Below are 12093 nucleotides of genomic sequence, written 5' to 3'. Positions count from 1 at the left end.
TTTCAATAAAAATATTCAGCCGGTCTTGCGCGCTCCCACGGCAACCGCAAGCGTTATCGCAACGCAAAGCGTGGCAGAAAGTGAACGGAAAGCACCGAAGTCGATCTCTGTCACCGTCAACAGCATAGCTCCCCCCTTGCGAAGCGGGTTAACCGCCGAATCAGACAGGGCAACGACTGGAACGCCTTTTGCTCGCACAGCATCGGCGAGCTCCAACGTTTCCGAGGAGTAGGGAGAAAATGTAATCGCGATCAGCGCGTCGTCAGGAGAAATTGCGCTGATGTTGCCGAGGCCGCCGACGGCACTGTGCAGAACCGCTGGAACCTTCATTTTTTCGAAGGCGTAGGCAAGGTAGCTCGCAACGGGGAACGAGCGCCGTAGCCCAACAATATGAACGGTTCTCGCTTTTGCCAGAGTGGAAACAGCGTCATCGAGTTGGCGGGTATCCACGGACTTCAGGAGTGATTCCAGCGATGCTCTGCCAGCCTCCACAAACTCTGCAAGCAGGCCGGATGCGCTCTCGTCGCCTTTCTCGCGCAGATGATCGAGACGCGTGGCGTAATCGGGCCAACCGCCCACATAGGATTCTCGAAAAAGACGCTGCATTTCCGAAAACCCGGAAAAGCCCATGATCTGACAGAAGCGCATGAAGGCTGAAGGCTGCACACCCGCACCCTCAGCCATTTCTGCAACCGTGGAGACGGCAATTCGGTCCTGGTTGGAAGCAACGTAATCGGCGCATTGCCGCAAACGCTTGGGCAGGCTGTCGGCAACCTCGTGCAGCCTTTCCTCGAATGCCTTTACCGAACCCGGAGCCTCATTGACGGTCATTTTTCTTCCTATTCCTCGTGATGAAAATTCACTTTAGCGGAATGGAATTTTTATTCTACGTCGTTTTTCGACGGGATGTCGTTCGCATCGTCGGCTTGAGCTTTCGGGTGGTCTGGAGCCTCTAGTGAAGACCTCCAACGCCGAGATACGTGTCGATGATATCAGGATTATCAGAAAGCTCGCTCGAAGAGCCCTGCCAGGCGATACGCCCACGTTCCATGATGATGGCGTGGTCAGCAAAATCGATGGCCATCTGGATGCGCTGTTCAACCAGAAGAATGGTCATTTCACCTGATTGTGCCAGTTTCGAAAACGCTGCCATAAGCTCTTCGCAGATAACCGGCGCCAAACCTTCCAGCGGCTCGTCCAGAAGCAGAACCTTCGGCTTTCCGAGGATGGTGCGCGCGGTTGACAGCATCTGCTGCTCACCGCCCGACAACTGCGAGCCGAGATTGCGCCGGCGTTCTTTCAATCGCGGAAAAAGGCTGTAGGCCTCTTCAATTGCGGATTTGGGTCGACCCTTGAGACCAACAAAGAGGTTTTCCTCGACCGTCAGGGTCGGGAAGACATCACGGGTTTGGGGGACATAACCAAGGCCCGCATGCGCACGCGCGGCACTCGGCAGGCCAGTTATGTCCTGTGAGCCAAGGCGGATGTCGCCGGAGAACCGTTTTGTCTGGCCGGCGAGCGTCGCAAACAGGCTCGTCTTGCCAACGCCATTGCGTCCAAGAACGGCAAGGCGAGAGCCTGACGGAACGGACAGAGACAGGCTCTCTATCACACGGGTCGGACCGTAGCCTGCGGACAGGTTGGAGATTTCAAGCGGCGCTGCGGGCATCGGCGTAACTTCCCAGATAGGCTTGGCGAACTTCGGCGTTGGAGGTGACCTCTTCAGGCGAGCCGTCAAAAATGACGGCACCAGCGGCCAAAACCACAACGCGCTTGGCAAAGCGGAACACGAGATCCATGTCGTGCTCAATCATCAATATTGCGAGGTCGGACGGCAGTCGGTCGAGCGCCTGCTCGATGCGGGATGTCTCTGTTGAAGGTACCCCCGCTGCCGGTTCGTCGAGAAGGAGGATTTTGGGTTTGAGAGCCATGGCGAGTGCAATCTCGATCAGGCGTTGCTGGCCGTAGGCGATTTCGCGCACACGTGTTCCGGCCAGTGGAAGAAGACCGAGCGTCCCTAAAATATCGCGGACTTCCTGCATGACAGAAGGCATGGCACGGTAGCGCCCAAAAATCCGGCCCGTCTTTCCTTCACGCTGCAGGATTGCCAGTGCAACATGTTCTTCAGGCGTCATGTCCTGGAAAAGCCGAGTAACCTGGAATGAGCGCACAAGGCCGCGTTTTACCCGCTGGGCAGCGCTGAGGCCCGTCACATCTTCACCTGCAATGCGGACGGTTCCGGCTGATGGTTGGATATTTCCGGTCACCAGGTTGACGAACGTTGTCTTGCCCGCCCCGTTCGGGCCGATCAGGACCGTGCGGTCACCGGGGGACAGCGTGAGCGATACATCGTTGGTGACCAGAAGACCGCCGAAGTTTTTTTGCAGTCCGGAGACTTCGAAGATTGGCTTCATTTGCGGCCTCCTTTCAGACGTCCGAGAATTTGTTCACCAGCTCCGTACAATCCCCTTGGAGCAAAGAGGACGACAGCAATCAGCAAAAGCCCGACAATGGTCAGCCAGTGGAACGGGTTTGCGGCCGAGACAACATCCTCAAACCACATGAAGGTAACGGTTCCGATCAGCGCCCCGTAAAGCGATCCTGCACCTCCAAGAACGAGCATTACCAGGGCCTCTGCCGAGAGCGTGAAGCTCAGGCTGTCCAGTCCTACTACCTGAGTGGAGATTGCGTTGAGCGCACCGCCAATGCCGGCAACAATACCCGAGATGACAAACATCTTGAGGACAGTTGTGTTGACCGAGCCACCCATTGCCTTGATACGAATGCTATCCTGCTTGATGCCGCGGCAAAGCATGCCGAAGGGCGAATTCACCACCACCTTCAGGGCAAGGAAAACCACCAACAAGAGACAGACGCCATAGACATAGGCGGTGCGGCCGTAGAGGTCGAATTCGAAGGTGCCGAAAATTGCGTCTGGCGAGACACCGGAGAGACCGTCGCTGCCGCCCGTCCACCCGGATGCCTTGTTCGCCGCTTCGTGGAACAGGTGGATGACGGCGATCGATAGGACAAGTTGCGGCAGGCCGTGGGCCCTCAGTAGGATTGTGCCCGAGAGGAGGCCAGCGACGCCACCTGCCGCAGCTCCGATGAGCGTCATGGCAAACGGGTCCGTGATTTCAAAATGGGCCGCGGCAATGCCTGCCGCGTATGCGCCAGCGCCGAACAATGCCGCATGCCCGAGCGTCGCGACCCCGCAATAACCCGTGACAAGGTCGATGGACAGGACGAGGAGCGCAATTGCGATGATCCGAGTCAGAAGTGCCAGGTTGTCCGGAAACAAAAAGTACCCGGCGATCGCGGCTGCGATGATGAGAACCGGGCCGGCCAGCGCACGCAGGGTGGATCGGTTTGCCGCGGTCTTTTCAGGTGCTGTTACATCATTCATGAGAACCGCCATTTCACTTGAGCCTTCCCATCAGGCCGCGCGGGAAAATCGTGATGATTACGATGACCGCGAGGTAGAAAAAGAATTCTCCATATTCGGGGGCCAGGTAGCGGCCGGTGGTGTCGATAGCGCCGAGCAACAGACAAGCGACCAGCGCGCCGGGGATAGAACCTGCACCACCCACTGAAACGACCACAAGGAACGTCACCATGTAACGTAGCGCGTAGTATGGCTCGACAGGAAGCAATTCAGCGCCAATAACACCTCCCATGGCCGCCAGGCCAACGGCGATCGCAAAGCTGATGGCGTAGATCACTTCGGTCCTGACCCCGAGAGCAGCAGCCATGGCGGCGTTGTCGACGGCAGCACGCAACTTGATACCAAAGGCGGTGCGCTCAAATGTGAACCAAAGCGCACCTGCAACCAGGAGGCCACAGATGATTGCAAAGATGCGATGTGTGGCAATCGTCCGGAAACCGAGATCGGCTGCGCCCGAAAGCTGCTGCGGGAGCGGGATGGTTTTCAGGGTTGGGCCGAAGACATAGTTGGCGATCCCGATAATGCAGAAGGTGATGCCGATCGTCATCAGGACCTGCGTCAGTTCCGGCGACCCGTAAATGCGTCTGTAGAGAAAGCGCTCGAGAGGTATCGCAATGATGATGGTTCCAACGATCGCAATCAGAATGGCAGCCGCATATCCGAGACCGAGGCCATGTGCTGCGTATGATGCTAGATAGCCGCCGATCATGGCAAAGGCGCCGTGCGCCAGGTTGACGACCCGCATCAATCCCATCGTTACCGAAAGTCCGATGGAAATGATGAAAAGGACCATGCCATAGGCGAGCGCATCGACGAGGATGCTGAAAACCGTCTGCATGTGGAAAAGCTCCTCCGGCCGATTTCGGCCTTATCTATGCGAACCGCCCCGAAGGGCGGTTCAAGTCTTGCTGCGGCGTATTGTTACTTCGCTGCTGCCAAGCCAGGATCACCCTGCTTTTCAAAGGTCTGGACTTCCTTGTTGTAGTAAGTGCCATCGTCAGCCTTGGCGACTTCGCGCAGGTAGATGTTCTGCGTGATGTGACGGCTTTCGCCATCAATCGTCACGGGGCCGCGCGGGCTTGTCCACGACAGACCTTTTACGGCGTCGACAGCTTTTTCAGCGTCCTGCTTGCCGCCGGTCGCCTCGATCATCTTGCTGATGACATACATGCCATCAAAAGCGCCGACCGCCGGGAAGGAAAGTTCCTTGGGATTGCCGATGGCTTTGGACGCGGCCTCGACAAATGCCTTGTTTTCGGCCGAGTCGTGCGAGACGGCGTAGTGAAACGTGGTCTGCATGCCGAGCGCCGCTTCACCGAGTGCCGGCAGGTCGGATTCTTGTGTCAGATCGCCCGGGGCAAACAGCTTGATGCCACTGGATTTCAGGCCGTTGTCATTGAATGCCTTGACGAAACCGAGGGTTGTTGGACCCGATGGCAGGAAGGCGAAAACGCCTTGCGCACCCGAATCCTTGACACGTTGCATGATCGGGCTGAAATCGTTGGTGGAGAGTGGCATGCGGATGCTTTCAACGACTTCACCTCCTGCCGCCGTGAATGCGGCCTTGAAGGCATTTTCCGCGTCAACGCCCGGGCCGTAATCGCTCACGAGCGAAATGACTTTCTTGACGCCACCATCAAAGGCGACCTTGGCGATCGGGGTCGAGGTTTGCCAGGTGGTAAAGGATGTGCGCACCACATAAGGGCTTTTGGTAACGATGGCTGACGTTGCAGCGTTCATGACCACCATCGGCACGTTGCCCTGCTTCAACAGCGGCGTCACCGCCATGGCATCCGGGGTGAAGTAGAAGCCAGCGAGATACTGCACGCCTTCCTTGACCACCAGTTCCTGAGCCAGCGCCTTCGACTGGGCCGGGTCGGCCTGTGGCACGTCGCGATAGATAACCTCGATCGTATCGTTGCCGACCTTGTTAGAGTTCAGGGCAAACCATGCATCGATCCCTGCCTTGAAGTTTTTACCCTGAAGAGCAAAGGGACCGGAGAACGGGCCGACGACACCAACCTTGAGGGTGTCAGCATGGGCCACAGAGCCGAGACAAATGGCTGCAAAAGCAGCGGTGAGCAATAACTTCATGATTTCCTCCCACGTGACCAGCGGTTCCTCCGCACTGATCGATTGCACGAAGTTGCTGTTTGCAGCGTGGAAAGTAAAATGAAAAAGAAATGATCAATGATAACCGTGGAGTTATCATTTCTCAACTTTTGTGGCTTTTGTCGTGGGTCCCGGTTTCGCTTATTGTTTCGGCATTCCCTCCGGGCGATCAAGTCGTCGCTGTGCGGCAATTCGGAATGGAGCGTTCATGGCGCCGTAGCCTGCATAATTGCCGCGACGCTCGACGATTTCAAAAAAGAAACCCTCGCCAAACGTACGGCTGTAAATCTGGAAATACTCTCCACTGTCGTCACGATCGTAGAGGATGCTGGCCGCGCGCAACGCGTCTGAGAATGCTGGTTCAAGACCAAACCTCGCCTCCAGATCATCGTAGTAATTGCGAGAGATCGGCAGAGCCTGAAAACCGAGCGCGTGCAGTCTATCTGCGGTCGCAAATATGTCGCTTGTTGCAAATGCGATGTGCTGGATGCTCGTACCGAAACCTTCAGCCAGGAATTTTCCTGCGAAGGTCTTGCGGCTGTCTGCGCCATTCATGGTCAGGCGAAAACGTGGATCCGGTGCGCTCTCTATCGCCTGGCTGCGGACAAGGCCGCCGGGGTCGACGACGTCGACCATCGGCGTCCGGCGGGTCGAGAAAATCGAGGTGTAGAAAAGAAGCCATGTGAGCATTTCATCGTAATGCGTCGTTTGCGCGAGATGATCGATACGGGAAAGTCCAGCACCCGATTGAACGACGCCGGTCTTGAAGGGAGTGAATTCCTGCTCCCAAATCGACGATAATTTCGGCGAAGCGTCGAGGAAATAGATGACACCGTTGCCGACTCCCTGGATGGCCGGAATAGGAACTTCACCTGGCTGACGGGGTTCTGCAAAGGTCGGTGCGCCGAGACCGGCTGCGCGTTTCAATGCCGCCTCGGCGTCGTCCACCTTGAGGCCGAAGGCGTAGGCATTGGTGCCATGTACAGAGTAGGATGCACCGGCAAAGCTGTCGCCTGCATTGTCAGTGTTGATCACGATGCGGATGTCGCCTTGTGTGTAAAGATCGACATCGCGGTTACGATGTCTAGCCGATCGGCTGAAACCAAGCGCAGCAAGCAGCGTTTCGAGATTTTCCTTTTCCTGGGTTCCTGTGGTGAATTCGACAAATTCCACGCCCTGCGTGATGATCCGCTCCGGCATATCTGGTGCCTTGATGCGGATGTCGGGTTCCAGCCGTTGCACCTGGTCCATGAGGTAGACGAGCGAGCGATGACCATCTTCGGCAAGCAGGCGGGCCGATCCACCGCGAAACTGGTCATTGAAGATTTCAAGCGACAGCGGGCCTGCATAACCTGTGGCGGCGACAGCGCGCATGAAATCGACCACGGGGAGATCGCCTTCGCCCGGCATGTTGCGGAAGTGACGGCTCCAGTAAAGGAGATCCATGTCAATCAACGGCGCATCGGCGAGTTGCACGATAAAGATCTTGTCGCCGGGAATGGAGCGGATCGAATTCGGATCAATCTTGCGGGACAGGGTGTGGAAACTGTCGAGGATAATGCCGACATTGGCGTGATCGGCGCGACGAACTACCTCCCAGGCGTCGCGATGATCGTTGATGTGGCGACCCCAGGCCAGCGCCTCATAGCCAACCCGGACACCGTGCCTGGCAGCACGTTCGCCCAGCTCGTGAAAGTCGGCAGCAGCCCGGTCAATTCCGCCAAGCGAAATTGGCGATACGTTCGAGCAGATCAACATAAGGTCGGTGCCGAGTTCGCCCATGATGTCGAATTTCCGCTCCGCTCGCTCAAGCGCGCGGGTGCGATGCGGCTCCGGCATCCCCTCGAAGTCGCGAAATGGCTGGAAAAGCGTGATGTCCAATCCGAAATCACTCGCCATCCGCTTCACATCGCGTGGCGATGCGTCATAGGTCAGGAAATCATTTTCGAAAATCTCGACGCCTGAGAACCCTGCTTTGGCGATTGCGGCAAGCTTTTCTGGGAACTCCCCGCTGATGGAAACGGTCGCGATCGATGTGCGCAATGGCATGTTTTGTTTGCCCGTGTCATAGCTGATCATGTTGCGTTCCCTTTCAACACTATGTACTAATTGGTTAATAATGGGCGCTTCGATGGCGGCCGCTTCGCAGATGGATGAGTTATGATAGCAAGGGCAACCTCGAAGGAAACCCGCCCGGCAAAACGGGATCCGGAAGGTGTCCGTCGCGATATTCTGGCCGTTGCGATGGAAGAGTTTTCGCAAAACGGCCTGTCGGGCGCGCGGATCGATGAAATAGCGGCTCGGACCCGCACGTCGAAACGCATGATCTACTATTACTTTGCCGACAAGGAGGGCCTCTACCAGCGCGTTCTTGAAGAGGCCTATGCAAAGGTTCGTGGCGGCGAGAGCAACCTGGAGCTGGATCATCTTGAGCCGGCCGCAGCGCTCGACAAGCTCTGTCGTTTCACCTTCGATCATCACCGCCGCAATCCGGCTTTTATTCGGATGGTCATGATCGAAAACATTCATCACGGCCGGCACATGCAAATGTCGGGAAAAATCCGGCAGCTCAATCGACCCGCGATCGAAGCTCTTGAGAGTGTTCTGACAAGGGGGCAACAGAGTGGTGTCTTCCGCGAAGGCATTGATGCACTCGAACTTCACTGGCAGATCAGTGCACTTTCGTTTTTCAATGTCTCCAACGTCGCGACCTTTTCTTACATTTTTGGCGACGAGCTTTTCACGCCGGGCGGCCAGGATACGCTGTCGCGCCACGTGGCCGAGATGGTTCTTCGTTATGTGTTGAGCGCCGACCATATCACGCTTGTCGGGAAGAGCGGCCGATGAGGTGGCGTAGAGCCACTTCATAGCCTTCAATGTCAAGGCCGGCGACGACCCCCTCGGCTCTGGTCGACACATAGGAGTGGTGGCGGAAAACCTCGCGTTTGTGAATATTGGAAATGTGAACCTCGATGACCGGTGCCTCGAAGGCATTCAACGCGTCAAGGATCGCGACCGATGTGTGTGTAAAAGCGCCGGGGTTAATGACAATCCCAGCCGATTTTCCGCGTGCCTCATGAATCCAGTCGATTAACTCATATTCCCGGTTGCTCTGCGCAAAAAAGAGATCGTGCCCCGCGGCATCCGCGATCTTTCGGCACGCTTTTTCGATGTCGGCGAGCGTTTCATAACCGTAGATTTCCGGCTGGCGTTGTCCAAGAAGATTGAGGTTCGGGCCACTTAGAACGGTGAAAAGGCTCATGCGACCCCCTCTGCCATGCAAAGTTCGGTGAAATGGGCGCTCATGCGGGAGGCATCAGGTTCACGACCACAAAACAGCCGGAAGGCGCCAACCGCCTGAAATACCGCCATGCCGCCGCCCGGCAGTGTCCGACACCCTTTTTTTTCTGCTGTTGCCAGGAGTTCGGTGACAAGCGGCATATAGACGATGTCAGCAACCCAGTGACGGGGCTCCATCAGGCTTGCAGAAATTGGCATGCCAGGATGAGCGGGCATGCCCATCGGCGTTGCGTGGATCAGACCATCGGCAGAAGACAATGACACCCCCGCATCTTGTGTGGCATAAGCGCGGCCTTCACCAAAACGAGCGTTAAGTTCGCCTGCAAGGCGCTCGGCTCGGCTATTGTCGCAATCGAATATATCGAGGTGGGTAATGTCGAGCTTCAGGGCGGCATGTGCCACGGCAACACCTGCGCCGCCTGCTCCGATCAACAGGGCGCGGTCCCGCTTTGCATCGGGCAGGCCACGTATGAAGCTTTCATAAAAGCCATACCAGTCGGTGTTGTGGCCGGTTCTTTTTCCGTCTTGAAAAACAACCGTGTTTACAGCCCCCAACATGCGGGCGTCGTCAGACAGGTCATCGAGATGCGGTATAACGGCCTGCTTGAAAGGGTGTGTGATATTGACGCCCGCAAATCCCCGATCCTGCGCGTCGCGGAGCAGGTCTGGCAATGCACTCTCAGAGAGACCAAGGGCATGAATGTCCATCAGTTCGTAGGCGTAGTCGAGCCCGTGGGCTGCACCTTCGCGTCTGTGGAGTGCGGGTGTTTTGGAAAGCTGAATGTCGGCGCCTATCAGGCCGACTTTGAAGGAAGTTGGGTCTGTCATGATCCGGTGTCGCTCGTCGGCGTGGGAGAGAAGGCGGGATTAATCCGCCTCCCGTTCGGTTCGCGAACTCAATGGTGGGCGAGAATTTCACCCAGGAATGTGCGGGTGCGCTGATGCTTGGGAGCGCGGAAAAATTCGTCCGGAGGGCCCTCTTCGATGATTTCACCGGACGCCATGAAAACGACGCGGTCGGCAACCTGCCGGGCAAAGCCCATTTCGTGGGTGACGCAGATCATCGTCATACCGTCCCGAGCAAGCCCGATCATGGTGTCGAGCACTTCCTTGACCATCTCCGGGTCAAGCGCAGATGTTGGTTCGTCAAAGAGCATCGCTTTCGGCTCCATGCACAGCGCGCGGGCAATTGCTGCACGCTGCTGTTGGCCGCCCGATAGCTGGGCGGGGAACTTGTGTGCCTGATCGAGAATTCGAACCCGTTCCAGGTATTTGCGGGCGGTTGCTTCTGCCTCGCTTTTCTGCAGGCCTTTCACACGCATCGGAGCGAGAGTGCAGTTCTCCATGATGGTTTTGTGCGGGAAAAGGTTGAAGTTCTGGAACACCATGCCAACCTCGCGCCTGACAGCGTCGATGGCGCGGCTCGAATCCGAGAGGGTGTTGCCTTCGACGGTGATCTTTCCCTCCTGGATTTCCTCCAGATGGTTGATGCAGCGGATCAGCGTCGACTTTCCCGATCCCGACGGGCCGCAAAGGACAATTTTTTCGCCTTTGCGGACCGTGAGGTTGACGTCTTTGAGTGCATGATAGGCTCCATACCACTTGCCAACCCCTTCAAGGGCTATAAGCGGAACCTGTGTTGCGGCGGATTGCGGCATGGGAGCCTCCTGATTACTTCACTGTGAAGGGGATGTCGGGCAGAGAATCCGGGAAACTCGGAACTTCGCGCTTCATCCACTTGTCGTAGATCTTGGCGAGCTGTCCGTCCGACTTGATCTTGTCGAGGAAAGTATTGATGGTCTCGTTCCAGTCTTTCTCACCGGGACGTGTACCCGCACCGTTGTAGAGCGTCGTCAAATCGAACTTCGGTTCGTATTTGTCTTTGGCCGCCGCATTCAGGCGGTCGCCATAGAACTGATTGCCGCCGACAACTTCGACCTGACCGGAAATAAGCGCCTGGATGTTGGCAGCGTCATCGTCGAAGCGCAGGATGTTAGCTTTGCTTCCTGCTCCGGCCGTGATGGACGTATCCATGGCGCTCGACTTCGGAACGCCAACTGCAACGCCGGTAAGATCGTCATAGCCGGCGATTTTCTTGTCCTTTGGGCCATAAACCGAGAGAACGTTGCCGGCGTAAGGCTTCGAATACTGGATCGTCTTGGCGCGTTCTGCCGTCATGCCCATCGTCGCAAAAAGCACATCGACCTTGCCAGTCAGAAGCGCCGGGATGCGGTTTGCGACCGCAAGCGGCACGAACTCTACCTTGACCCCGAGATATTCCGCGAAAGCCTTGCCAATATCAGCGTCAAGTCCGTCCTGTACGCCGCTTGAGTTCACGAAACCCCAGGGCGAATTGTCTCCCTGGATGCCGATGACAACCTTGCCCTTGGCTTTTGCTTCTTCAACGGTACCCGCGAACGCATCGACCGGTGCCACGAATGGCAGGGCGACCGTTGCTGCGGCGAGCGCGAGCAGGGTTCGGCGTGAAAATGTCGTCCTGGTGTTTTTCATCTTTTGCTCCTCCTTACAAAGCTGATGAATGGTGCATTTCCGAAGGGAAATGCGTGGATAAAAGCGGTGGTTAGCGAGACGCGGTCTGCAGTCGTCTTTCAACGCCGGCGCCCCAAAGGGAAAGCGGCCAGCAGATCAGGAAATAGATCACGCCGACGAGCGCGAAGACGGTGAGCGGGCGGAATGTCTGGTTTGAGACAATCTGGCCTGCGCGTGACAACTCAACGAAACCGACTATGGCTGCGAGCGAGGTGCCCTTGATGAGCTGCACCATGAAGCCGATCGTGGCAGGCAGAGCGATTTTGAAAGCCTGCGGCAAAACGATGTCCTTCATGATGGAGCCGTAGTGCAGCCCAAGTGCCTTAGCGGCCTCGGTCTGCCCCTTCGGCACTGCCTGAATGCCACCACGCCAGATTTCACCAAGAAACGCGCTGGCATGCAGGGTGAAGGCAATGGCAACTGCAATCCAGGCGTCGACATTGAGGCCAGCAAGCGCCACGCCATAATAAACGACGAAGAGCTGCATCAGGAGGGGAGTACCCTGGAAGACGGCGATGTATCCGGTCGTGACGCGCTGGGCGAGGGGACTTTCAGCCGTGCGGGCAAGCGCTACGCAAAGCCCGAAGACGCCACCGCCTATAAAGCCGATGATTGTCAGCGCAAGTGTCCACTTCAGACCTTGTAGCAGGAAAAACAGTTCGTTGGGGCCGATGGATGCCATTGTC

Annotated in this window: 13 protein-coding genes; 1 reads left to right on the top strand and 12 read right to left on the bottom strand. The window is 56.9% G+C overall.

Annotated features, from left to right (window positions below):
- Window positions 1-15 precede the first annotated feature (15 nt).
- From HWX89_RS23995 to HWX89_RS23965, 7 genes are all read right to left on the bottom strand, one after another.
- Window positions 16-831 carry a MurR/RpiR family transcriptional regulator gene (locus HWX89_RS23995; protein ID WP_138792821.1) on the bottom strand — a complete coding sequence of 272 codons (816 nt, stop codon included), beginning with the start codon at window positions 829-831 and terminating at the stop codon, window positions 16-18.
- A gap of 121 nt (window positions 832-952) precedes the next feature.
- On the bottom strand, window positions 953-1669 hold the full coding sequence (locus HWX89_RS23990) for an ABC transporter ATP-binding protein (protein WP_138792820.1): 717 nt from the start codon (window positions 1667-1669) through the stop codon (window positions 953-955).
- Complete coding sequence (locus HWX89_RS23985; RefSeq protein ID WP_138792819.1) at window positions 1650-2414, bottom strand: ABC transporter ATP-binding protein; 765 nt, start codon at window positions 2412-2414, stop codon at window positions 1650-1652. Before HWX89_RS23985 ends, HWX89_RS23990 begins: the two co-directional genes overlap by 20 nt.
- Window positions 2411-3418, bottom strand: coding sequence for a branched-chain amino acid ABC transporter permease (locus tag HWX89_RS23980; RefSeq protein WP_138792818.1), 1008 nt, complete (start codon window positions 3416-3418; stop codon window positions 2411-2413). Before HWX89_RS23980 ends, HWX89_RS23985 begins: the two co-directional genes overlap by 4 nt.
- Window position 3419: 1 nt before the next feature.
- On the bottom strand, window positions 3420-4283 hold the full coding sequence (locus tag HWX89_RS23975) for a branched-chain amino acid ABC transporter permease (protein WP_138792817.1): 864 nt from the start codon (window positions 4281-4283) through the stop codon (window positions 3420-3422).
- Window positions 4284-4366: 83 nt separating this feature from the next.
- Window positions 4367-5539, bottom strand: coding sequence for an ABC transporter substrate-binding protein (locus tag HWX89_RS23970; RefSeq protein WP_138792816.1), 1173 nt, complete (start codon window positions 5537-5539; stop codon window positions 4367-4369).
- A 159-nt stretch (window positions 5540-5698) separates the two neighbouring features.
- The gene (locus tag HWX89_RS23965; protein WP_246705267.1) at window positions 5699-7636 is read right to left on the bottom strand and encodes a bifunctional sugar phosphate isomerase/epimerase/4-hydroxyphenylpyruvate dioxygenase family protein; all 1938 of its coding nucleotides are present in this window, start codon (window positions 7634-7636) and stop codon (window positions 5699-5701) included.
- A gap of 81 nt (window positions 7637-7717) precedes the next feature.
- On the opposite strand from HWX89_RS23965, the gene HWX89_RS23960 reads away from it, so the two are divergent.
- Window positions 7718-8404 carry a TetR/AcrR family transcriptional regulator gene (locus tag HWX89_RS23960; RefSeq protein ID WP_138792815.1) on the top strand — a complete coding sequence of 229 codons (687 nt, stop codon included), beginning with the start codon at window positions 7718-7720 and terminating at the stop codon, window positions 8402-8404.
- Here the strand turns inward: HWX89_RS23960 and aroQ are convergent.
- The 5 genes from aroQ to HWX89_RS23935 all read right to left on the bottom strand — a co-directional run bounded on the left by aroQ (window position 8376) and on the right by HWX89_RS23935 (window position 12089).
- Window positions 8376-8819, bottom strand: coding sequence for a type II 3-dehydroquinate dehydratase (gene aroQ / locus HWX89_RS23955; RefSeq protein ID WP_138792814.1), 444 nt, complete (start codon window positions 8817-8819; stop codon window positions 8376-8378). The genes HWX89_RS23960 and aroQ overlap by 29 nt on opposite strands.
- On the bottom strand, window positions 8816-9685 hold the full coding sequence (locus HWX89_RS23950) for a shikimate dehydrogenase (RefSeq protein WP_138792813.1): 870 nt from the start codon (window positions 9683-9685) through the stop codon (window positions 8816-8818). Before HWX89_RS23950 ends, aroQ begins: the two co-directional genes overlap by 4 nt.
- A gap of 68 nt (window positions 9686-9753) precedes the next feature.
- A complete protein-coding gene (locus HWX89_RS23945) occupies window positions 9754-10515 on the bottom strand; it encodes an amino acid ABC transporter ATP-binding protein (RefSeq protein ID WP_138792812.1) in 762 nt (253 codons plus the stop codon).
- A 13-nt stretch (window positions 10516-10528) separates the two neighbouring features.
- On the bottom strand, window positions 10529-11368 hold the full coding sequence (locus tag HWX89_RS23940; protein WP_138792811.1) for a transporter substrate-binding domain-containing protein: 840 nt from the start codon (window positions 11366-11368) through the stop codon (window positions 10529-10531).
- Window positions 11369-11438: 70 nt separating this feature from the next.
- A complete protein-coding gene (locus HWX89_RS23935) occupies window positions 11439-12089 on the bottom strand; it encodes an amino acid ABC transporter permease (protein WP_138792810.1) in 651 nt (216 codons plus the stop codon).
- Window positions 12090-12093: the final 4 nt, after the last annotated feature.

The organism is Rhizobium sp. RM, assembly GCF_013390595.1.
GTDB lineage: Bacteria > Pseudomonadota > Alphaproteobacteria > Rhizobiales > Rhizobiaceae > Agrobacterium.
This window is presented reverse-complemented; position numbering and strand designations above follow the sequence as displayed.

What these genes read in the sequence shown, in the direction of transcription:
- HWX89_RS23965 (WP_246705267.1), bottom strand. Translation starts at nt 7,636, where the DNA reads ATGATCAGCTATGACACGGGCAAACAAAACATGCCATTGCGCACATCG.
- HWX89_RS23985 (WP_138792819.1), bottom strand. Translation starts at nt 2,414, where the DNA reads ATGAAGCCAATCTTCGAAGTCTCCGGACTGCAAAAAAACTTCGGCGGT.
- HWX89_RS23990 (WP_138792820.1), bottom strand. Translation starts at nt 1,669, where the DNA reads ATGCCCGCAGCGCCGCTTGAAATCTCCAACCTGTCCGCAGGCTACGGT.
- HWX89_RS23935 (WP_138792810.1), bottom strand. Translation starts at nt 12,089, where the DNA reads ATGGCATCCATCGGCCCCAACGAACTGTTTTTCCTGCTACAAGGTCTG.
- HWX89_RS23975 (WP_138792817.1), bottom strand. Translation starts at nt 4,283, where the DNA reads ATGCAGACGGTTTTCAGCATCCTCGTCGATGCGCTCGCCTATGGCATG.
- HWX89_RS23980 (WP_138792818.1), bottom strand. Translation starts at nt 3,418, where the DNA reads ATGGCGGTTCTCATGAATGATGTAACAGCACCTGAAAAGACCGCGGCA.
- HWX89_RS23960 (WP_138792815.1), top strand. Translation starts at nt 7,718, where the DNA reads ATGATAGCAAGGGCAACCTCGAAGGAAACCCGCCCGGCAAAACGGGAT.
- HWX89_RS23945 (WP_138792812.1), bottom strand. Translation starts at nt 10,515, where the DNA reads ATGCCGCAATCCGCCGCAACACAGGTTCCGCTTATAGCCCTTGAAGGG.
- aroQ (WP_138792814.1), bottom strand. Translation starts at nt 8,819, where the DNA reads ATGAGCCTTTTCACCGTTCTAAGTGGCCCGAACCTCAATCTTCTTGGA.
- HWX89_RS23950 (WP_138792813.1), bottom strand. Translation starts at nt 9,685, where the DNA reads ATGACAGACCCAACTTCCTTCAAAGTCGGCCTGATAGGCGCCGACATT.
- HWX89_RS23970 (WP_138792816.1), bottom strand. Translation starts at nt 5,539, where the DNA reads ATGAAGTTATTGCTCACCGCTGCTTTTGCAGCCATTTGTCTCGGCTCT.
- HWX89_RS23995 (WP_138792821.1), bottom strand. Translation starts at nt 831, where the DNA reads ATGACCGTCAATGAGGCTCCGGGTTCGGTAAAGGCATTCGAGGAAAGG.
- HWX89_RS23940 (WP_138792811.1), bottom strand. Translation starts at nt 11,368, where the DNA reads ATGAAAAACACCAGGACGACATTTTCACGCCGAACCCTGCTCGCGCTC.